This is a genomic window from Proteinivorax hydrogeniformans (assembly GCF_040515995.1).
GTDB classification, from domain to species: domain Bacteria; phylum Bacillota; class Proteinivoracia; order Proteinivoracales; family Proteinivoracaceae; genus Proteinivorax; species Proteinivorax hydrogeniformans.
Genome location: NZ_CP159485.1, coordinates 1,530,195 through 1,549,144 on the forward strand (window position 1 = coordinate 1,530,195; position 18,950 = coordinate 1,549,144).

Below are 18,950 nucleotides of genomic sequence, written 5' to 3' on the forward strand. Positions count from 1 at the left end.
TCATCTAAAAATAGGGTTAGAATTTAATCTAACCCTATTTGTCAACAATATCCACAATTACTTTTTGGTTGTTTCTTGAGGCTGCAGCATTAACCACAGTTCTTAGTGCTTTGGCAATTTTTCCTTTTTTGCCAATAACCTTCCCCATATCTTCTTTAGCTACCTTTAAAGAAATTATAGATTCATTGCCATTTTGCTTTTCGATAACCTCTACCTCATCACTTTTAGCAACTAAAGATTTTGCAACAAATTCAACAAGATCCTTCATCCTAAAGACCTCCTAACAGATATCTAGCCAATTATCTCAGCTTTTTTAAGTAAGGTCTTAACAGTATCTGATGGCTGAGCTCCTTTGTTTAACCAATCTTGTGCTTTATCTGCATCGATTTTAAGTTCAACCGGTTCAGTTCTAGGGTTGTAGTAACCTAACTCCTCGATAAAACGACCATCTCTTGGTGCTCTTGAATCAGCCACTACCACTCTATAAAAAGGTCTCTTTTTAGAACCCATTCTTTTAAGTCTCATTTTTACTGCCATACTTTCACCTCCTTTACAATGCTAAAAACTATCTAAAAGAAAGGTAATCCGCCCTTCCCTTTTTGCATACTTTTTTCCATCGAGCTAAACTGTTTCATCATTTTTTTCATCTGATCAAACTGTTTTAGCAGCCTATTAACATCTTGCACTTTTGTTCCACTTCCTAGGGCTATCCTTTTCCTTCTACTACCGTTAATAACTGAAGGGTTTGTTCTCTCTTCCTTAGTCATTGACTTAATAATAGCTTCTATTTTTACCAAATCTGCATCATCTACAGATAGGCCTTTTAATTTTTTACTAGGCAACCCAGGAATCATACCTAGAATTTGATCTAATGATCCCATTTTTTTAATTTGCTCTAGCTGACTCATAAAGTCATCAAATGTAAACTGCTGACTCTTCATTTTCTCTTGCAGTTCTTGGGCCTTTTCAACATCAATAGCCTGTTCAGCCTTTTCAATCAGTGATAGTACGTCACCCATACCTAAAATTCTTGATGCCATTCTATCAGGATGGAAAGGCTCAAGGTTTTCAACCTTTTCACCGGTTCCAATATATTTTATTGGTGCGCCAGTAACAGCTTTAATTGAGATAGCAGCTCCACCACGGGTATCGCCATCTAATTTTGTTAACACCACACCGGAAATGCCTAGTTTTTCATTAAAGTTTTGAGCGACATTTACAGCATCCTGTCCTGTCATTGAATCTACAACCAATAAAGTCTCACAAGGAGAAGTAGCCTTTTGGATTTCTTCTAGCTCAGACATCAACTTTTCATCAACATGAAGCCTTCCGGCAGTATCAAAAATTAATATGTCGTGTCCATATTTTTTTGCATGCTCCATAGCCGCTTTACATATATTTACCGGATTATTGTTAGTACCTAGTTGGAAAAAATCTATTTCCTCTTTTTCTGCCATTGATTCTAACTGTTTAATGGCTGCTGGTCGATAAATATCTGCAGCAACTAATAAAACCTTCTTATTATCGTCACTTAACTTTTTAGCAAGCTTTACCGACATTGTAGTTTTACCAGCACCTTGTAGGCCAACTAACATTATCGGAGCTGGATGAGAGTTCAGATTTAGACCTTCATTTTCTCCACCCATTAGCTCTTGGAGTTCATCTCTAACAATTTTTATTACTTGTTGACCAGGAGTGAGGCTGTTTAATATCTCTTGGCCCGTACTTTTCTCTCTTACAGTTTTTATGAATTTTTTTACAACCTGAAAGTTAACGTCAGCTTCTAAAAGGGCAACACGAACTTCACGCATAGCTTCCTTGACATCTTTTTCAGATAGCTTTCCTTTTTTCTTAAGATTAGCAAAAACTCCTTGAAGTTTCTCTGATAAACCTTGAAGCATATTTTCACCTCTAATTTTTATTAAGGTTTTGGTAAATCTTTTGTAACCTTGAATCATTTGTTACAGAAATTATGTCTTCTAAATCACCAATTGTTTTTTGAATAAGTTCTTCTTTAGCCAGTAAACCTAGCTTAGTTTCGTAATCATCTAAAAGGGAGGTTACCCTTTTTAATGTATCGTAAACAGCTTGACGACTAATATTAACTTGTTTTGCTATTTCACCTAATGATAAGTCATGATGATAGTAAAGTTTAAATAGTTCTCTTTGTTTTTTAGTCAATAAAGGTTCATAGCAATCAAATAAATCATTGAGATGTGTGATCTTTTCTAACATCTAACACACCACTCTCTCTGTTAAGTTGTTTTACTTTACATAGAAACTTTACCATGTTTATTTATGTTTGTCAAACTTAGAATAACAATTTTTTAAATGGGTTTTAGCAATTCTCAAAAACGTCCATAAGTTGTAAATGGGGGCAGCATCCAGTAAAAGACCTTGGTTTACTGTATGTTGCTCCCACTTATTGAAGGTTCATTTTATAATTTTAGATTCTCCTTAACTATCTTACGTCCTCTGTACAACCTTGTTCTGACTGATTCTACCGAAACCTTAAGTATATCTGAAATCTCGGCATATGAATATCCATAGTAGTCTTTTAACAACATTGTTTTTTTTGTAAGGTTAGGAAGCTTTTCTAGTTGGTCTTTTACTGCGATGTGGGTGTCCTTTATTTCGAAGCTTCCTATGGTATCCCCAACTTCTTTAACAAACTCACCAATCTGCTCTAATGATACGGTCTTTATTTTGCTATATTTAGAGCATTGGTCCTTGTATAAGTTAAGAATAATTTGGTATAACCAAGACGTAAAAGAACATTGCCCTCTATAGTTTTTTATGAACCTAAACACCCTAATAAAAGCTTCTTGGATTAAGTCCTCTGCTTCTTCTAAGCACCCAGTTAACTTAAAAGCCATTTTTAATGCTGTATTTCTGTGCTCACCTACTAACTGCTCAAACGCTTTCATGTTTCCTGCCTGAGCCTTCATAATTAGTTCATTCATAGTTATCCCCTGTCAAAAAGAGCTTGAATAAAGTGTTGGCCTTCAAATTCTTGAAGGTCCTCTATTTTTTCACCAAGTCCTACATACTTTATTGGAACCTTTAGCTCCTTATTAATTGCTATTACCACCCCACCTTTAGCGGTCCCATCAATTTTATTTAGAACTATCCCTGATAGTTCTGTTGCCTCTCCAAAAGCTTTTGCTTGATTTATGGCGTTTTGCCCTGTTGTTGCATCTAATACGAGAAGGCTTTCATGTGGAGCATCAGGGATTTCTTTTTTTATTACTCGATTCACTTTTTTTAGCTCTTCCATAAGGTTACTTTTTGAGTGAAGTCTTCCTGCCGTATCACAGATAACATAATCTACCTTTCTAGCTTTTGCAGCTTGCATACCGTCGTAGATAACTGCCCCTGGATCACTACCCATTTGGTGGCTGATTACATCTACGTTATTTCTATCTCCCCAAACTTTTAGCTGTTCAATTGCCGCAGCTCTAAAGGTGTCAGCAGCTACTAAAAGGACTTTGTTACCTTCCTTTTTTAGTTTGTGGGTAAGCTTGCCTATAAACGTCGTTTTCCCTACACCATTTACGCCACAAACAAATATAACAGTAGGTTTTTTTTCAGAAACATTCAATTGAGTATGCCCCTCGCCAAACTGGGTTATCAAACGGTCTTGAAAAAAAGTCTGAATTTCCTGGCTGTCTTTAACATTATTTTCATCACAATATTCCCTTAACTCATCAATTAACTCCATAGTAGTTTTAACGCCCACATCAGCTTCTAATAAAACTTCTTCAAGTTCTTCAAAAAACTCTTCATCTACACTAGAAAAACCACTAAAAACCTTTTCGATTCCCCCTAGCAAATTTTTCCTAGTTTTATTTAGCCCACTTTTAAATTTATTTAATATTGACATTTTAACCCACCTTTTCGTCATCAAATTTCACTGATATTAGCTTTGACACTCCCGAATCCTCCATTGTGACACCATAAAGCATATCGGCATAACTCATAGTCCCCTGTCTATGTGTTACTACCAAAAACTGAGATTTATTAGATAACTCCTTTAAAAATGATGCAAACCGATTTACGTTAGCTTCATCTAGCGAGGCTTCAATCTCATCTAGAACGCAAAAAGGCGAAGGTCTTGTCATGAGTATAGAAAAAAGCAAAGTTATAGCTGTTAAAGCTTTTTCTCCTCCTGAAAGTAAGGACATAGACTGCATTTTTTTGCCGGGTGGCTGCACAAAAATTTCAACTCCACTTTCTAAGATTTGATTTGGCTCGGAAAGCTTTAGATAGCCCTGACCTCCACCAAATAACTTCTTAAAAATTTCATTAAAGAAATCATTTATTTTGTTAAATGTTTCTTCAAATTGTACTGCCATTTGCTTGTCCATTTCCACAATTATTTTCTGTAAATCCAACCTGCTTTTGCTCAGATCGTTTTTTTGCTTTTTAAGAAATTCAAGTTTTTTTGTTAATCGTTCGTATTCCTCAATAGCACCTAAGTTTACATCACCCATGCCTTTAATATCTTCCCTTAACCTATTTACTTCCCTTTGACCGCTACGGGATGAAACCGGTTCAAACCCGTGATCTATCGCTTCTTTAACAGTTAAATAATATTCACCTAAAAGCTTTTCAGTATGCTGCTCTATTTCCATTAACACCCTTGATTTTTTTAAATTCAAACTGTTTATAGCATCTTTAAACTTATCTAAATTATTACTTGCTTCAGTTAAATGCTGATTCTTAGATTGAATTTTTAGTTTTATTGATTGGATTTTTCCATCAAATATAAGTTTTTGCTTTTCAATCTCGCCTATTTTTTGTTGTAGGTTAAAAGATTCTTCAGTTAAAGAATCTATCTGTGTACTGCCGTCTAAAATTTCCTTTTCCATCTCTTTTAATGAGTCTTGGTTTAGTTTGTAGGACTTCTCATTTTCCTCAACTCTTTCTTCTGTACGTTTAATTTCACGTGATGTAGCAGAAATCTTTTCTTTTAAAGAAGCTATAGTTATTTTCTGACTCACCTGTCTAGATTGTACTTCCCCTAGGTTTTCTTCTAGTGTTGATAGCTTTGTTTGAAGTTCTTTTACCTCTTCATTTAACTTTATTTCATTTGAATTCATTTTTTCAATGTCTAATTTTTTTTCCGAAAGGTTACTGCTATACTTTTCTACGTCTATGTTTAAGCTCTTAGTTTCATTAAGTAGAAGATCTATATTTTCTTGAACTGAAGATGCCTTTTGTTCAAGCAACATTTTTTGCTGGTCCAGCTCATTTATCTCCACTTTTTGAAGTTGTTCTTGATCTTTTAGCTGCTCCAATTCATTTTTAAGAATATCCAGCTCATTAACCTGCTTTTTAAGACTTTGCATGTTTTGATCATACTTTTTTTGTTGAGTAATTATAAGCTCAGAGGTCTCTTTCATTTGAGAGTTTCTATTTAGAAGACCGGCATTTTTGCTTTTATACCGCCCTCCTGACATTGACCCTCCTGCATTAATTAACTCTCCATCTAATGTAACTATCCTATAACGATACCCCTGAGATTTTGCTAGATGCAATCCACTATCTAGGTTTTCCACAACAAATATTCGTCCTAGCAGAAAGTCTTTAATTCCTTCTAATTTTTCTGGGCAGCTTACTAAGTCAGAAGCAATTCCTATAACCCCTTTTTTATCAATAGGCTTTACCTTTTTACCTTTTATTATATCTAACGGCAGAAAAGTTGCTCTCCCTGCTTTGTTAGCTTTTAAGTAGTCTATGCATTTTTTAGCAGCTTTTTCATCACCTACCACAACGTTTTGCAGGCTTGCTCCTAATACAGTTTCTATTGCTAGGCTATATTTTTTGTCCACGTCAAAAATCTGTGCTACCGCCCCGAAAACTTGTGGATCTTCAGAAAACTTTTTCAGCACCTCTTTAGGACCAAGATTATAACCAGCGAAATTGTTTTCAAGATGTTTAAGTCCTTGCAGTTGTGACTCTAGTGCATTCAGCTTCTTAGATATTTCAGCAACTTGCTCCTGCTGTATCTCTTTGTTATATTCAGCAGATTTATATTGTTCAACCCTTTTTTTATAATCTTCTAGAATTTCACGATGACGTTTGTTAGCTATATCTTTTTTTTCTACTATCATGCTATGCTTTGAAAAAACCTCTTGCTGCTTACTCTTGTGATCTTCTAACTCTTTTTCTTTTCTCTCCACATCACTGTTTAACCTTTGTATATAGCCGTCTATATTTTTAACATCATTCTTGGCGGTTGCTAAATCATTGAGCAACGTTATCAAATTGTTTTTTTTATTTTCCAAATCATTCTTTGTTCTAACTATCTGCTCACTCAATTGCGTAGTCTGTCTATTGAAATCTTCTATTTCTTCGGTATGTTTTTTTAAAGCAACCTCGTACTCATTTTTGTTTTCAAGTAACTTAGCACTTTGTTCCTTTAAGTTAGAGATTTCGCTTTTTATCTTCTTGTTTAAAAACTTCTTTTCGTCAGTTTTTTCTCTTAAATCTTTTACTTTTTCTTTAAGGTATTCCAACTTATATTTTAAGTTTTCCACTTGACTTTTAGTATCTAGGTGAAGCTGAACAACGTTTTGCGTGGATTTTTCTAGTTGTTCTAAATAGCTTTTATCCTTATCTAATAGATTGCTTATGGCCTCCACTTCATCTTGCTCATGGGCTAGTTTCTCCTTGTGACTCTCCAGTTGCTTTTCAGTATTCTCGTATGTTTTTTCTAACTCATCTAACTTGTAGAGCACTATACCTACTTCGTTTTGCTTGAGTTTATCTTTTAAAGATTTATACTGACTAGCTTGTGTAGCCTGCTCCTTAATTTTAGGGAGAGATTCCTCAATTTCTATAATTATATCCTCAACCCTTTGTAAATTTTGTTGAGTCTGTTCGAGTTTTTTTATAGAGTCTAGCTTTTTACTCTTATATTTAACTATTCCTGACGCTTCTTCGAAAATTATTCTTCTTTCTTCAGGGCGACTATTTAAAATCTGATCTACTTGTCCCTGCCCAATGATTGAATAGGCTTCTTTACCCAGGCCAGTATCCATAAAAAGTTCATGGATATCCTTCAACCTGCATTCAGTGTTATTTATAAAGTATTGACTTTGCCCATCCCTAAAGTATCGTCTAGAAATATTCACTTCCGAATAATCTAAAGGTAGGCGCTGATTAGTATTATCTAAAGTTAAAATTACCTGTGCATAATTTTTCTGTCTTGCATTAGTGGAGCCAGAAAAGATCACATCTTCCATCTTTGAGCCCCTAAGGCTCTTGACGCTCTGTTCCCCTAGAACCCACTTTATAGCATCTATTACGTTACTCTTGCCACTGCCATTTGGTCCTACTATGGCAGTTACACCCCTATCAATTTGAAGAATGGTTTTATTTGCAAAAGACTTAAACCCATAAAGCTCTATTTTTTTTAAAAACAACTAACTCCCCCCTTTTAACCAGCAATTACTTTATTGTTGGCCGTAAAAATTTAAAAGTCCCTTTCTCGCTGCTTGTTGTTCCGATTGTTTTTTTGTTTTTCCTTCACCCTCACCAATTTTTCTTCCATTTAAAAACACTGCTGATCTAAATCTTTTGTCATGGTCAGGGCCTTTTTCTTCTATAATTTTGTAAGTTAGACTGTTTACGCCATTTTTTTGTACATACTCCTGTAGTTGTGTTTTAAAATCATTTTCGCCGCCGATTAAAGATTTGTTAATTTGTGGCCTAAGTATGTCCAAAACAATATCGTAACTCCTCTCAAATCCCACATCCATGTATAAAGCCCCAACAAAAGCTTCAAATGTATCAGCTAAAATTGAACTTTTTTCACGACCACCTGTTTTTTCCTCTCCTTTACCTAGCCATAACAACTCACCAAATTCTAGCTCCCGAGCTACACTAGCAAGCGAGTTTTCACAGACGATTTGCGCCCTTAACCTAGTCATTTCTCCTTCTGTTATGTTTTTTGTGAAAGTATATAAGTATTCGCTAATTATCAATTCTAAAACTGCATCTCCTAAAAACTCCAGTCTCTGATTATGTGCTTTAAACCCAAGACTATTTTCAAAGGCATACGATGAATGAGTAAAAGCTTTCTTATAAATTTCTCCTTTATCTAATCCAAGTTCTTCAAGAAAATATTCTAGCTTTGTCACGTGATCACTCCTAAAGTAGTTATAAATAAAACCCCGCACTTACTGCAGGCGGGGTTTTATGTTATCTAAGAATTTTCCTCTATAAAATTTACGATATCTCCTACAGTATTCATAGTTTGTAGTTTCTCATCAGGTATTTGAAGCTCAAATTCTTCCTCTAAAACCATTAATAAATCCATAATATCCAAAGAATCAAGCTCTAAGTCCTCCTGAAAGCTAGTTTCTGGCTTTATATCTTTTTCATTTAACCCTATATTAGAAGCGATAATTCCTTTTACTTTTTCAAACAATTCCACCAAAACGCACCTCCTTTCTACTCGTTTACCGGTTGTGCCACAAGACCTAAAACGCCTGGACCTGTATTTGTTCCTATAACACTTCCGATGTCACTTTCAAGACAAAATCTTATATTTAACTCTTTATTTGCAAGCTGAACTAACTTTTCCTTTTTTTCAGAGCTTGCAGCATGACCGACAATAATATCTATTGGTCGGTTTTCATATTTATCCTTTATTTTCTGAATCAGATATGAAAAAATTTTGCTGTTACCCCTTATTTTCCCCATAGGAGCTACTAGCCCCTCACTGTTCACAGTCAGTATGGGTTTTACATTTAATAAAGTACCTATCATCGCAGAAGCTTTACCAATTCTACCACTGCGATTTAGAAATTCTAAGGTGTCCACTCCAAAAATCACCATCTGTTCATCGGCTAACTGCTCAATGAGTTTTAAAATTTGTGTTTTATCGGCACCTTTTTCTATTTCCTGGCAGCATCTATATGCGATCATGCCTAAGCCTACTGAAGCTGTTTTGCTATCAAAAACTGTTATGTCAGCATTTTCATCGAACATATTGCTTGCAATTACCGCAGATTGATACGTTCCGCTAAGCTCCTTAGATATATGAATGGAGATTATTGTATCCCCCCGCTCCACTAAGGGTTTGTACACCTTGTGGAAATCTGCAGGACTGGGCTGAGACGTTCTTGGGATTACTTTTGAAGCCTTAAGTTTATGAAAGAACTCCTCAGAACTTAAATCGACCCCATCTTTGTATAAACTTTCGCCAAAATGAACATTAAGCGGGACCACATTAACACTATATCTATTTATTTCTTCTATAGGAAGATCTGCTGTGCTATCTATAACAATACTAACTCCCATATTTTCACCCATTCTTTATAAATTTAAATAGTATTATTAAACTGCTCTAACACCTTAGATTCTATTAGCCCTTTTCCTTGCTTCAAAATTGCATTCTTTATAGCCTTAGCATCTGAGGAACCATGACTTTTTATAAGCGCACCTTTTACTCCTAAAAGGGGTGCTCCACCGTGCTCAGTGTAGTCCATCTGCTTGGCAAAATCCGAAAATGCAGACTTCAACATAACAGCACCTACTTTTCTGCTAAAGCTTTTTGTAATTTCTTTTTTTAGCGACCCAAATATAAACGAGGCTGCCCCTTCCATGAACTTTAACATCACGTTCCCGACAAACCCATCGCATACAACTACATCAACTGCGCCACCTGGCACATCTCTAGCTTCTATGTTTCCTTTAAAATTGATATCATCTGCTTCTTTTAAAAGATCATATGCTTTTTTTGTCAGTTCGTTTCCTTTACCTTCTTCTGTTCCAACATTTAATAAGCCTACTGTAGGTTTTTCTATTTTAAAGACGCCTTTAGCATAAATAGAGCCCATTTTAGCGTATTGTAAAAGGTGCTCTGGTTTCGCATCCATATTTGAGCCTACATCTAATACTATGGTATAGCCACTTGCTGAAGGAAAAATTGGAGCTAAAGCTGGTCTATCTATACCTTTTATTCTTCTTAGCACAAAGTAGCCAGCAGCCATAAAAGCACCGGTGCTGCCAGCTGTTACTGCTGTATCTGCCTCATTATCTCTAACTAGAGAAACCGCTTTAACAAGTGAAGAATCTTTCTTTTTTCTTATTGCTTCTACCGGTTTTTCCTCATTCGTAATTACCTCAGAAGCCTCAACTACTTCAAAACGGTCTTTAATATCATCTACACCAAATTCATCTAGTTTTTCGTTAATTTTAGTGCTAGGTCCGACAAAATAGATGAAAATATCATCACATTCCTTTAATGCATCAAGGCCACCTTCTATAGTTGAATCAGGTGCGTTGTCTCCCCCCATTACATCTAATGCTATTTTAATCACTTAGCTCCCCCCTTAAGAATTTTTGAGGTCCCTTTAATAATATGTACATAGTTTGACATATCTATAATTATAGTCAAGATTTTGCAAAAAAGCAAATGAAAAAAAGGATAGCCACCTCTATGGCTATCCTTTTTACTTACTATTTATCATTAACTTCAATAACTTGTTTACCTTTATAGAATCCACATTCTGGGCACACTCTATGAGGTAATTTTGGTTCATGACATTGCGGACAGCTTACACTGCCTGGTATATTCAATTTCCAGTTAGCTCTTCTTTTTGCCTGACGAGCTTTTGAATGTCTACGCTTTGGTACTGCCATTACTTCCACCTCCTCTTACTGGAACAACCTATTCTTCATTATAGAATTTTTTTAGAACAGCCAGTCTTGGATCGATACTCTCCTTATCACAATCACACTGACTTTCATTAAGATTTGTACCGCAGTTATTACATAACCCTAAACAATCTTTTTGGCACAAAAATTTAGAAGGTATGGCAAACTCTATCACTTCTTGTAATAGTTCTTGCAACTGAAGGCGTGCAACCGAGATTCGATAGAATCCTTCAGCATCCTCTTCCTTTAAGTCAACTTGCTCATCGGTTACTAAAACCTTCTTTTTAAAAGATTCATCCAACTCTAGCTTGTCTAGACTTAAGCATCTATCACAAGGAAGTTTTAACTGAGTTCGCATATATCCTTCAACTAAGTATGTTTGTTCTTCTTTAGAAACCACTACCGAAACAACGATCGGCTCAACTAAGTCAACATTGGGTACTCCTAGATTAAAAGAACCCTCAGGCAAAGTATAGTCATACTTTTTAGTCAAATTTTTTTCAGTTTCTAGCTCCATTAAATCAATTGTTAAAAGATTATTTACCACGATAAACCATCCTCAATTATATATTAGCACACCCTTTTTGTCAAATGAGGTCTACTAACCAACTAAGTTCTTAGTGTCTCTTGCTATCATTAATTCTTCGTTGGTAGGGATTAACAATGTCTTAACTTTACTTCCTTCTGCGGAGAAGTCAGTAGCTTTTCCTCTTACATTATTTTTCTCTTTATCAACTTCTACACCTAAGTAGGTGAAACTACTAAGCACTTGCTCTCTAGTCTCTGGTGAGTTTTCACCTAACCCCGCGGTAAATACAATAGCGTCCACTCCATTTAATACAGCTGCATAGCTACCAATGTATTTTTGCACTCTATGGGAGAAAATGTCTAAAGCTAAAGCGGCGCGCTTATTTCCTTTTTCGCTAGCTTCCTCAAGATCTCTAAAATCACTACTAACTCCTGAAATTCCCATAACGCCAGATTTTTTATTCATATAATTGTTAAGTCCATCAGCATCTAAGTCTAGTTTCTTCATCAAAAACGGTACAATAGCAGGATCAATGTCACCACAGCGGGTTCCCATAACTAATCCTTCTAATGGCGTTAAACCCATTGAAGTATCTACTACTTGTCCACCATCTATTGCTGCAATACTAGCACCATTTCCAAGGTGGCAAGTAATAAGTTTTAAGTCTTCAACGTTTTTGTTTAAAAGCTTTGCAGCTTGTTGAGTTACAAATTTATGGCTTGTTCCGTGGAAGCCATAACGTCTAATTGCATGTTCTTCGTATGCTTCATATGGCAATCCATAAATGAAAGACTTCTCCGGCATTGTTTGATGGAAAGCAGTGTCGAAAACAGCTACCTGCTCAACGCCTGGTAAAACTTCTGAGCAAGCTTCTATACCCATAATGTTAGGTGGGTTATGTAACGGAGCTAAATCAATACATTTGTTTATAGCGTCCATTACCTTATCATTGATAAGTACAGATTCAGAAAACTCTTCTCCACCGTGCACAACTCTATGCCCTACTGCCTGAATCTCATCCATTTTGCTAATAACACCTACAGAATCATCTACTAAGGTTTCTATAACCATCTTTATAGCAATTTTATGGTTGCTAATTTCAGCAGGTATTTTCACCTTGTCAGACTGCCCAGGCTGATGCACAAGCTGGGCACCCTCTAAACCAATTCTTTCCACTAACCCCTTTGCTAAGACATCTTCATTTTTCATATCAAATAACTGATATTTCAAAGAAGAACTTCCACAGTTTACTACTAAAATTTTCATAAGTAAATCCTCCTTTAATTATTATTATGTAAAATACATTCTATACTATTTTATAAGTTTCTCAACACATTTTCAATAGCAAATAACATTTTATAATATCTTTTTGTTAAATATTTAACAAACTTTTTTATTTTTACTTGTCTATGTTATACTTATAAAAAAGTTTTGAAAGATGGTGTATATATTGAATACAGTCGGAATAGTCGTCGAATATAACCCATTCCATAACGGACATTATTATCATATAGCTGAATCAAAAAAGAAAGCTGAGGCTGAATTTGTAGTGGGCATCATAAGCGGAAACTATGTCCAGCGTGGAGAGCCGGCAATCATTAACAAGTGGGCACGAACAAAAATTGCCTTAATGCACGGTGTGGATATGGTAATTGAGTTACCTACTATATACTCCACACAAAGTGCTGAAGGCTTTGCAAGGGGAGCAATTAGTACTTTGGCTTATAGTGGCATAGTGGATAAAGTGGTGTTTGGATCAGAGGCAGGAGAGGTTTTTCCTCTTGAGAAGGTTGCGGATAGGCTTTTAAACATTGAAAACTCACCCAAATCAATCACTAGCAAATTAAAAGAAGGTAAGAGTTATTCCCAATCTTTACAACAAATGGTAGGCGATACAGCTTATTTAACAGGTTCAAATAATATTTTGGGTATTGAATACATTAAACAAAATATTAAACTAGGCTCCCCTATACAAATGCAAACAATTAAACGTACTAGCTCAAACTACAATGAAGAAAATCCAAGTGATGACTATTTTGCCAGTGCAACCTCCTTACGCCCAATGATTAAAAACTCTTCCCCTAAACTTAAGCAGTATATGCCTCCTAAAGCTTTGTCTATTTTAAAGTATGCCCTAAATGAGCAACAATTTATTGATTTAAATTCCTTTACAGGTCATTTATTTCCGTTGCTTTTAAGAGATGGGCAGAGCATTCTACCTTCAGTGCAAGGATATGAACAAGGATTAGAAAACAGATTGCTTAGCATACTCCAAGATGAATGCCCTATAAATTTAGAGGGTTTAGTTTCAAAAGCTCGCTCAAAAAGATACTCTAAAAGCAGGATAAAAAGGCTCCTCTTACATTTTATGCTTGGTATCAATAGCGAAGCTGTAAAAGAAGCTAATAAAAGACCTACATACATTAGAATATTAGGGTGTACTGAAAAGGGTTTAACTCTTTTAGGCCATCTTAAAAAGAGGTCGGAGCTCCCATTTTCGCTTAATTACAATAATTTATTAGAGTCCTTACCTACTGAATCCATTGGATATAATAATTTAGTTAAAGAAAATATATTCTCTAACATCTACATCAACAAAAGTTTTTACCAGAAAAAATATAACTTGGACTACAGAAAAAAGCCTATAATTATTAAAGGTCAGAGCTAAAGCTCTGACCTATTTATTTTCGTTTAAAAAATTTACGATATCGTCAAAATGGTTAACTTTTACTACTTCGACTTCTGTGGCATAAGCTATCGCCTCTTCGTAGTTTTCTATAGGACAAAACAATACATCTGCTTGTTTGTTTTCCGCAGCATACACCTTTTGTTTCATCCCCCCAATGGCGCCAACACTTCCGTCAAAGTTAATTGTCCCCGTCCCAGCCACAACTAAGTCTCCTATTATATCTTCTTCAGTCAATTGGTTGTATATTTCAAGCACAAACATCATTCCCGCAGAAGGTCCACCTATTTGACCTGTATCAAAAGAGATGTCTATAGGATAAACCGGCTCCCAATTTAAAGTCTGAATAAACACTCCCAACGCAGGAACTTTTGGATCAGATTCGCTCCGGCCGACCTTTAGTGCTAGCTCTTTCTCAACTTCATTTCTAACAATGGTTGTAGTGATTTCATCGCCTACATTTTTGCTTTGTACAATGGATATAAGTTGGTCTGATAGCATAACCTTTTCACCATCTAAAACTTTAAAAATATCTCCTACTTGTAGTACTTCTTTAACAGTGCTGGTAGGAAGAATGTCCACAATTTCAACACCATCTGAAGTCATTGGAACATCATAACCTGCTTGCTGTAAAGCGACAACTTTAGCATTATCTTGACTTTCTTGCATCCTCTGTCTATTTAATTTATAGTATTCTTCCATATCCATATCAGGAGGAATTACTACAGAGTGATGCATTAAATCCATTCTAGGACTAAACACCCCCAAAAGATAAGCTAATGGTGAAGCTGTGAATTGACTAACAGTTAAAAGATACACGCTGGAATCATGTCCATACGAATTTTCAATTTCTACCATATCTCCAATTAGTATTGCATCTCCTGGTCTAACCACCAGATATCCGGTATCATAACCGATAAATAAAAAAACCATCAACAATAGCGCTAATGCTATGGCAATGGTTTGGAGCTTTCTTGCATTAAAGTTCAAGCTTTACCACCTCCATCTAATAGCTTAAGTATTTCATCTGCCTTTTCTTGAACTGCTTTTTTTCCAGCAACCACGCCTTCTTCTACTTTATCAAACTGCATAGAATCAATTTCTGCAACATTAGGTTTTATTATGACATCATAGTCTATTATTTTATACCTTAAAAGTTGGTCCTCCATAATCCCGAATGTTTGCATTAACACACTAAAAATATTGTTTACCTGAGCATCCTTTTTAAAGCTGGTAACATCTACCGCTATAACTATATCAGCTCCCATCTTTTTGACGATGGATATAGGTACCCTCTCCACAACAGCACCATCAACTAATACTCTGTTAAGATATTCTACTGGCTTAAATATCCCAGGTATGCTTATGCTCGCTCGCACCCCTTTATAAATAGGTCCTTCATCAATAACAACACAATCCCCATTAGTTATGTCCGTTGCTACAACCTTAAATGGAATATTAGTTTGATCAAAAGACTTCCCTTTAGTTAAAATTTTAAGCATTTGCTCAATTTTATCCCCAGCTATTAAGCCTTTTTTAGGGATAGACCAGTCGGTCCACGATCCAGAACTTAGATTTAGGGCTAGTTTTGAAATCATTTCCGGATCAATCCCTACGCTATATAGGCTCCCTACTAAAGCACCCATACTTGTGCCCGCTATATAATCGATTGGTATATTTAATTTTTCTAATTCTTGCAATACACCTATATGAGCTAAACCTCGCGCTGACCCTGCCCCTAACGCTAATCCTATCTTTGGCCTACTATCATTTTTCATTTACTTCACCTACCTAACATTATGGTAAAAAAAATTATAATATAACATAAAAAGTATTACAAAGCCATATTATTTAATAAAAATATCTAAAAAGTAGCTAAAAGAAAGGACTGCTGCATATGTACAGAAAAAATATCATGGTATATGGTATAGCTCTATTTACTACTTTTATGGCTATTTCTATGGTTTTGTTCCCAGAAAATGCTTTCGAAAGTGCCTTAGAAGGTTTAAATCTTTGGTGGAATGTAGTATTCCCAGCTTTGCTCCCTTTTTTCATGGTTGCACAATTATTGATCGGATTAGGAGCTGTTCATTTCATGGGCGTACTGTTGGAGCCTTTTATGCGACCGGTATTCAACGTTCCAGGATCCGGTGGTTTTGTAATGGCAGTGGGTTTGGCCTCAGGGTTCCCACTAGGTTCAGTTCTTACAGCAGATGTACGCAAAAAAAACTTAATTAATAAAACAGAAGGAGAAAGACTCGTTTCCTTCACTAACACAGCAGACCCACTATTTATGTTTGGTGCTGTAGCAGTTGGGATGCTAGGAAGGGTTGAGATGGGGATTTTAATTGCCGTTGCCCATTACCTTTCTTCAATCTCTGTAGGAATTATTATGCGTTTTTATAAGATGAATGCACCAAAGACAGTCCAGCAAGATAAAATCAAACGAAACATTCTAATTAAAGCATTACTTGCTTTAAAAAAAGGCCGGGATGAAGATGGTAGGTCATTTGGAAAACTCTTAGGTGATTCAGCAAAAAAGTCCGTCAATACGCTTTTAGTGATTGGTGCCTTTATAGTAATGTTTTCTGTAATGATAGAAATTTTGTTAAATGTAGGTGTTATTGATTTGATTGCAAATGCCTTACTTAAGTTTTTAGGTCCCTTAGGAGTTAACTTTGAGCTTTTAGTCGCTTACATAAGTGGTATTTTTGAGGTTACCTTAGGATGCCAAAAGGCAGCAGAAGCAGCTATGGTATCACCCACTGCTCAAATGGTTGCAATTAGTTTTATAATTGCATTTAGCGGACTTTCAGTAACAGCTCAAGTTGCCAGTATGATCGGAGATACAGATATTAGCATCAAACCTTTTATAATAGCAAGAATAATACATGGATTTTTAGCGGGGCTTTATACATACCTATTAGTCAAGTTTGGAATGTTTAAACTTGTTCCACAGGCAATTCCAGCCTTTTTTGCCCAAACGCCAAGCTTTTCTATAGATTTTTTGATTATTAGGTTCGTAATTTTTAGCATTCCAATTCTACTAATGTTGTTAGTGATACTGGCTTTTTTAATATACAAGACCACTAAACTTGTAGCGTTTAGAGTTAAGTAGCGCTACTAACTATCTAAGTGCCCAAACTTTTCTTTTAAGCTCCATTCAACATGCCCCGGAACCAGCTCTTTTACACAACCATCCCATTTGGCAATTTCCTTTACCAAGCTAGAGCTTAAAAAGGAATATTGATTGTTAGTCATCATAAACAAAGTTTCAACATTTTTTTCTAGCTTTTTGTTTATTGAGGCCATTTGAAGCTCGTATTCAAAATCAGAAACTGCCCTTAAGCCTTTTACAATTACGTTAGCACGGTATTTTGCGCAGTAATTAACTAATAGCCCATCAAATGTATCTACAATTACATTATCAAAATCTTTAGTTGCTTTTATTAACATATTAACTCGCTCTTCTTTACTAAATAACGGCCTTTTATTTGAGTTATGTGCTACAGCTACGATTACACTGTCAAAAGTTTTTGTCGCTCTTTCAATTATATCTAAATGCCCATTAGTAACAGGGTCAAAGCTTCCTGGATAAACAGCCTTAGTCATTATTACATCCCCTTTTTAATAAACCATTTTTTTTATAAACAGAAATTGTTGTATCACCATATAGCTTTTGCTTAAATAAAGTAAAGTAAGCTATTGAGGCACAAACTTCTTCATTTTTGCTATGCTCTATTACCACAATACCATCATTATTAAGAAGGTCTTTCTCCTTAACATCATCCATCATCTTCTGAGCTAACCCTCTATTATAGGGAGGATCTATAAAAATACAATCGTACTTTTCTTCATTTTTAATAACTTTGTATACATCTCCCTTTATAAGGTTAAACTTTTTGCTCTCAAAGCCTAATTTGTCAAGATTTTCTTTTAAACACTTATAACTTAAATAGTTTAATTCTACAAATTTACAAAATGATCCTCCGCGACTTAAAAATTCTATACCCAGGCCGCCACTTCCAGCAAAACAATCAAGTGCTTTAACTTCACTTGACATTAGAGGGGCAATCATGTTGAAAATAGCTCCTTTAACTTTTCCAGAAGTTGGGCGGGTATTGGTTCCTTTAATATTTTTTATTGGGAATCCTTTTTTGTCCCCTGCTATTACTCGCATTTTTTTCACCTCGCCTTTTGATTTTACCACAGTTGTTTTATCCCTTCAAATTCCAATATATTTTCCAAAATTTATTTTTTTTGTATAAATGAGGAGTACTAGGGACAGTATATATATTGAACCGGAGAGTTGCCGCAAAGATATTTTCCCCAAAATCTTTGCAGCATCATAACCATTTCCCCATAACTCTTCCTCCGGTTTCTCCTCTCCCAGACCGGCGGCCCCCACCGCCGGTATATTAAAGGGATGCACCTTTTAGATGCATCCCTTTTTTATAAGTTAACTCATTTGGTTTTGTTGAGTTTGCTGGGTTTGTTGAGTAATTTGTTGAGTTGAAGGAGATTCTTGCATCGTAGCTGGCTTTGGAGTTGTTCCATTAGACATATTGCTTTCAGCCATCTCGATTAGTCTCTTAACCATTTGACCACCTATTTGGCCAACTTCATAAGGAGACATGTTAGCGTATCCTTGAGTTTGAATTTTTTGATTTAAACCCAGTTCTGTAGCTACTTCGTTCTTGAGATTTTCCAAAGCTTGCTCAGCTTGTGGAACAAGAACTTTTTGACTTTCAAATCCTTGCTGTCTTTCTGTTCTCATAAGTTTTGCACCTCCTGATTTTTTTATTATTTATTATCGGTTTCCATTACCACCATTTAACTGTTGTTCAGCATCTTGAATCATTCTTTTAACCATTTGGCCACCTATTTGACCTACTTCTCTAGTTGTCATGCTATTCCATCCACCACTTTGGATTTTCTGATTTAACCCAAGTTCAGAGGCTACTTCATACTTATATTGATCTAGCATTTGTTCTGCACCTGGAACTACAGAGCGTCTTCTACGTCTAGAATTACGAGCCATTTAATTTCACCTCCTTTTTTTGT

At 35.6% G+C, this 18,950-nt stretch carries 22 protein-coding genes; 2 read left to right on the forward strand and 20 right to left on the reverse strand.

Features of this window, described 5'->3' with window-relative positions:
* Positions 1-34: 34 nt before the first annotated feature.
* From PRVXH_RS07290 to PRVXH_RS07355, 14 genes are all read right to left on the reverse strand, one after another.
* Positions 35-268, reverse strand: a complete 234-nt coding sequence (locus PRVXH_RS07290; protein WP_353892130.1) for a KH domain-containing protein — start codon at positions 266-268, stop codon at positions 35-37.
* Between the two features lie 23 nt (positions 269-291).
* Positions 292-537, reverse strand: coding sequence for a 30S ribosomal protein S16 (rpsP, locus tag PRVXH_RS07295; RefSeq protein WP_353892131.1), 246 nt, complete (start codon positions 535-537; stop codon positions 292-294).
* Positions 538-569: 32 nt separating this feature from the next.
* Positions 570-1,901, reverse strand: coding sequence for a signal recognition particle protein (gene ffh, locus PRVXH_RS07300; protein ID WP_353892132.1), 1,332 nt, complete (start codon positions 1,899-1,901; stop codon positions 570-572).
* Positions 1,902-1,911: 10 nt separating this feature from the next.
* On the reverse strand, positions 1,912-2,235 hold the full coding sequence (gene ylxM / locus PRVXH_RS07305; RefSeq protein ID WP_353892133.1) for a YlxM family DNA-binding protein: 324 nt from the start codon (positions 2,233-2,235) through the stop codon (positions 1,912-1,914).
* Positions 2,236-2,438: 203 nt separating this feature from the next.
* Complete coding sequence (locus PRVXH_RS07310; RefSeq protein WP_353892134.1) at positions 2,439-2,963, reverse strand: RNA polymerase sigma factor; 525 nt, start codon at positions 2,961-2,963, stop codon at positions 2,439-2,441.
* Positions 2,964-2,965: 2 nt separating this feature from the next.
* Positions 2,966-3,883, reverse strand: a complete 918-nt coding sequence (gene ftsY, locus PRVXH_RS07315; RefSeq protein ID WP_353892135.1) for a signal recognition particle-docking protein FtsY — start codon at positions 3,881-3,883, stop codon at positions 2,966-2,968.
* 1 nt (position 3,884) lies between these two features.
* Positions 3,885-7,430 carry a chromosome segregation protein SMC gene (gene smc, locus PRVXH_RS07320; protein WP_353892136.1) on the reverse strand — a complete coding sequence of 1,182 codons (3,546 nt, stop codon included), beginning with the start codon at positions 7,428-7,430 and terminating at the stop codon, positions 3,885-3,887.
* 30 nt (positions 7,431-7,460) lie between these two features.
* Complete coding sequence (rnc, locus tag PRVXH_RS07325) at positions 7,461-8,147, reverse strand: ribonuclease III (protein WP_353892137.1); 687 nt, start codon at positions 8,145-8,147, stop codon at positions 7,461-7,463.
* A gap of 65 nt (positions 8,148-8,212) precedes the next feature.
* Complete coding sequence (gene acpP / locus PRVXH_RS07330; protein WP_353894558.1) at positions 8,213-8,437, reverse strand: acyl carrier protein; 225 nt, start codon at positions 8,435-8,437, stop codon at positions 8,213-8,215.
* A 23-nt stretch (positions 8,438-8,460) separates the two neighbouring features.
* Positions 8,461-9,312, reverse strand: coding sequence for a DegV family protein (locus tag PRVXH_RS07335; RefSeq protein WP_353892138.1), 852 nt, complete (start codon positions 9,310-9,312; stop codon positions 8,461-8,463).
* A gap of 23 nt (positions 9,313-9,335) precedes the next feature.
* Positions 9,336-10,331, reverse strand: a complete 996-nt coding sequence (gene plsX, locus PRVXH_RS07340) for a phosphate acyltransferase PlsX (protein WP_353894559.1) — start codon at positions 10,329-10,331, stop codon at positions 9,336-9,338.
* 142 nt (positions 10,332-10,473) lie between these two features.
* The gene (gene rpmF / locus PRVXH_RS07345) at positions 10,474-10,656 is read right to left on the reverse strand and encodes a 50S ribosomal protein L32 (RefSeq protein ID WP_353892139.1); all 183 of its coding nucleotides are present in this window, start codon (positions 10,654-10,656) and stop codon (positions 10,474-10,476) included.
* 28 nt (positions 10,657-10,684) lie between these two features.
* Entirely contained in the window at positions 10,685-11,218 is a 534-nt protein-coding gene (locus PRVXH_RS07350) for a DUF177 domain-containing protein (RefSeq protein WP_353892140.1), read from the reverse strand.
* A 54-nt stretch (positions 11,219-11,272) separates the two neighbouring features.
* Positions 11,273-12,466 (reverse strand): acetate kinase, encoded by a 1,194-nt coding sequence (locus tag PRVXH_RS07355; protein ID WP_353892141.1) that lies wholly within the window; start codon positions 12,464-12,466, stop codon positions 11,273-11,275.
* Between the two features lie 184 nt (positions 12,467-12,650).
* Between PRVXH_RS07355 and PRVXH_RS07360 the strand changes: the two genes are divergently transcribed.
* Positions 12,651-13,868, forward strand: coding sequence for a nucleotidyltransferase (locus tag PRVXH_RS07360; RefSeq protein ID WP_353892142.1), 1,218 nt, complete (start codon positions 12,651-12,653; stop codon positions 13,866-13,868).
* A gap of 9 nt (positions 13,869-13,877) precedes the next feature.
* On the opposite strand, the gene PRVXH_RS07365 is transcribed toward PRVXH_RS07360, so the two are convergent.
* Positions 13,878-14,876 carry a S16 family serine protease gene (locus PRVXH_RS07365; RefSeq protein ID WP_353892143.1) on the reverse strand — a complete coding sequence of 333 codons (999 nt, stop codon included), beginning with the start codon at positions 14,874-14,876 and terminating at the stop codon, positions 13,878-13,880.
* Positions 14,873-15,664, reverse strand: coding sequence for a patatin-like phospholipase family protein (locus PRVXH_RS07370; protein WP_353892144.1), 792 nt, complete (start codon positions 15,662-15,664; stop codon positions 14,873-14,875). Before PRVXH_RS07370 ends, PRVXH_RS07365 begins: the two co-directional genes overlap by 4 nt.
* Before the next feature lie 119 nt (positions 15,665-15,783).
* Between PRVXH_RS07370 and ylbJ the strand changes: the two genes are divergently transcribed.
* On the forward strand, positions 15,784-17,004 hold the full coding sequence (gene ylbJ / locus PRVXH_RS07375) for a sporulation integral membrane protein YlbJ (RefSeq protein WP_353892145.1): 1,221 nt from the start codon (positions 15,784-15,786) through the stop codon (positions 17,002-17,004).
* 5 nt (positions 17,005-17,009) lie between these two features.
* Here the strand turns inward: ylbJ and coaD are convergent, their stop codons facing one another.
* From coaD to PRVXH_RS07395, 4 genes are all read right to left on the reverse strand, one after another.
* Positions 17,010-17,498, reverse strand: coding sequence for a pantetheine-phosphate adenylyltransferase (gene coaD, locus PRVXH_RS07380; RefSeq protein ID WP_353892146.1), 489 nt, complete (start codon positions 17,496-17,498; stop codon positions 17,010-17,012).
* A complete protein-coding gene (gene rsmD / locus PRVXH_RS07385) occupies positions 17,491-18,096 on the reverse strand; it encodes a 16S rRNA (guanine(966)-N(2))-methyltransferase RsmD (RefSeq protein WP_353892147.1) in 606 nt (201 codons plus the stop codon). Before rsmD ends, coaD begins: the two co-directional genes overlap by 8 nt.
* Before the next feature lie 249 nt (positions 18,097-18,345).
* Positions 18,346-18,663, reverse strand: coding sequence for an alpha/beta-type small acid-soluble spore protein (locus tag PRVXH_RS07390; protein ID WP_353892148.1), 318 nt, complete (start codon positions 18,661-18,663; stop codon positions 18,346-18,348).
* Positions 18,664-18,696: 33 nt separating this feature from the next.
* Positions 18,697-18,927 carry an alpha/beta-type small acid-soluble spore protein gene (locus tag PRVXH_RS07395; RefSeq protein WP_353892149.1) on the reverse strand — a complete coding sequence of 77 codons (231 nt, stop codon included), beginning with the start codon at positions 18,925-18,927 and terminating at the stop codon, positions 18,697-18,699.
* Positions 18,928-18,950 lie beyond the last annotated feature (23 nt).

Bases quoted from the DNA above. Each gene is read 5' to 3' on its own strand.
- PRVXH_RS07290 (WP_353892130.1), bottom strand. From the start codon at position 268: ATGAAGGATCTTGTTGAATTTGTTGCAAAATCTTTAGTTGCTAAAAGT.
- rpsP (WP_353892131.1), bottom strand. From the start codon at position 537: ATGGCAGTAAAAATGAGACTTAAAAGAATGGGTTCTAAAAAGAGACCT.
- ffh (WP_353892132.1), bottom strand. From the start codon at position 1,901: ATGCTTCAAGGTTTATCAGAGAAACTTCAAGGAGTTTTTGCTAATCTT.
- ylxM (WP_353892133.1), bottom strand. From the start codon at position 2,235: ATGTTAGAAAAGATCACACATCTCAATGATTTATTTGATTGCTATGAA.
- PRVXH_RS07310 (WP_353892134.1), bottom strand. From the start codon at position 2,963: ATGAATGAACTAATTATGAAGGCTCAGGCAGGAAACATGAAAGCGTTT.
- ftsY (WP_353892135.1), bottom strand. From the start codon at position 3,883: ATGTCAATATTAAATAAATTTAAAAGTGGGCTAAATAAAACTAGGAAA.
- PRVXH_RS07335 (WP_353892138.1), bottom strand. From the start codon at position 9,312: ATGGGAGTTAGTATTGTTATAGATAGCACAGCAGATCTTCCTATAGAA.
- rpmF (WP_353892139.1), bottom strand. From the start codon at position 10,656: ATGGCAGTACCAAAGCGTAGACATTCAAAAGCTCGTCAGGCAAAAAGA.
- PRVXH_RS07355 (WP_353892141.1), bottom strand. From the start codon at position 12,466: ATGAAAATTTTAGTAGTAAACTGTGGAAGTTCTTCTTTGAAATATCAG.
- PRVXH_RS07370 (WP_353892144.1), bottom strand. From the start codon at position 15,664: ATGAAAAATGATAGTAGGCCAAAGATAGGATTAGCGTTAGGGGCAGGG.
- ylbJ (WP_353892145.1), top strand. From the start codon at position 15,784: ATGTACAGAAAAAATATCATGGTATATGGTATAGCTCTATTTACTACT.
- coaD (WP_353892146.1), bottom strand. From the start codon at position 17,498: ATGACTAAGGCTGTTTATCCAGGAAGCTTTGACCCTGTTACTAATGGG.
- PRVXH_RS07390 (WP_353892148.1), bottom strand. From the start codon at position 18,663: ATGAGAACAGAAAGACAGCAAGGATTTGAAAGTCAAAAAGTTCTTGTT.
- PRVXH_RS07395 (WP_353892149.1), bottom strand. From the start codon at position 18,927: ATGGCTCGTAATTCTAGACGTAGAAGACGCTCTGTAGTTCCAGGTGCA.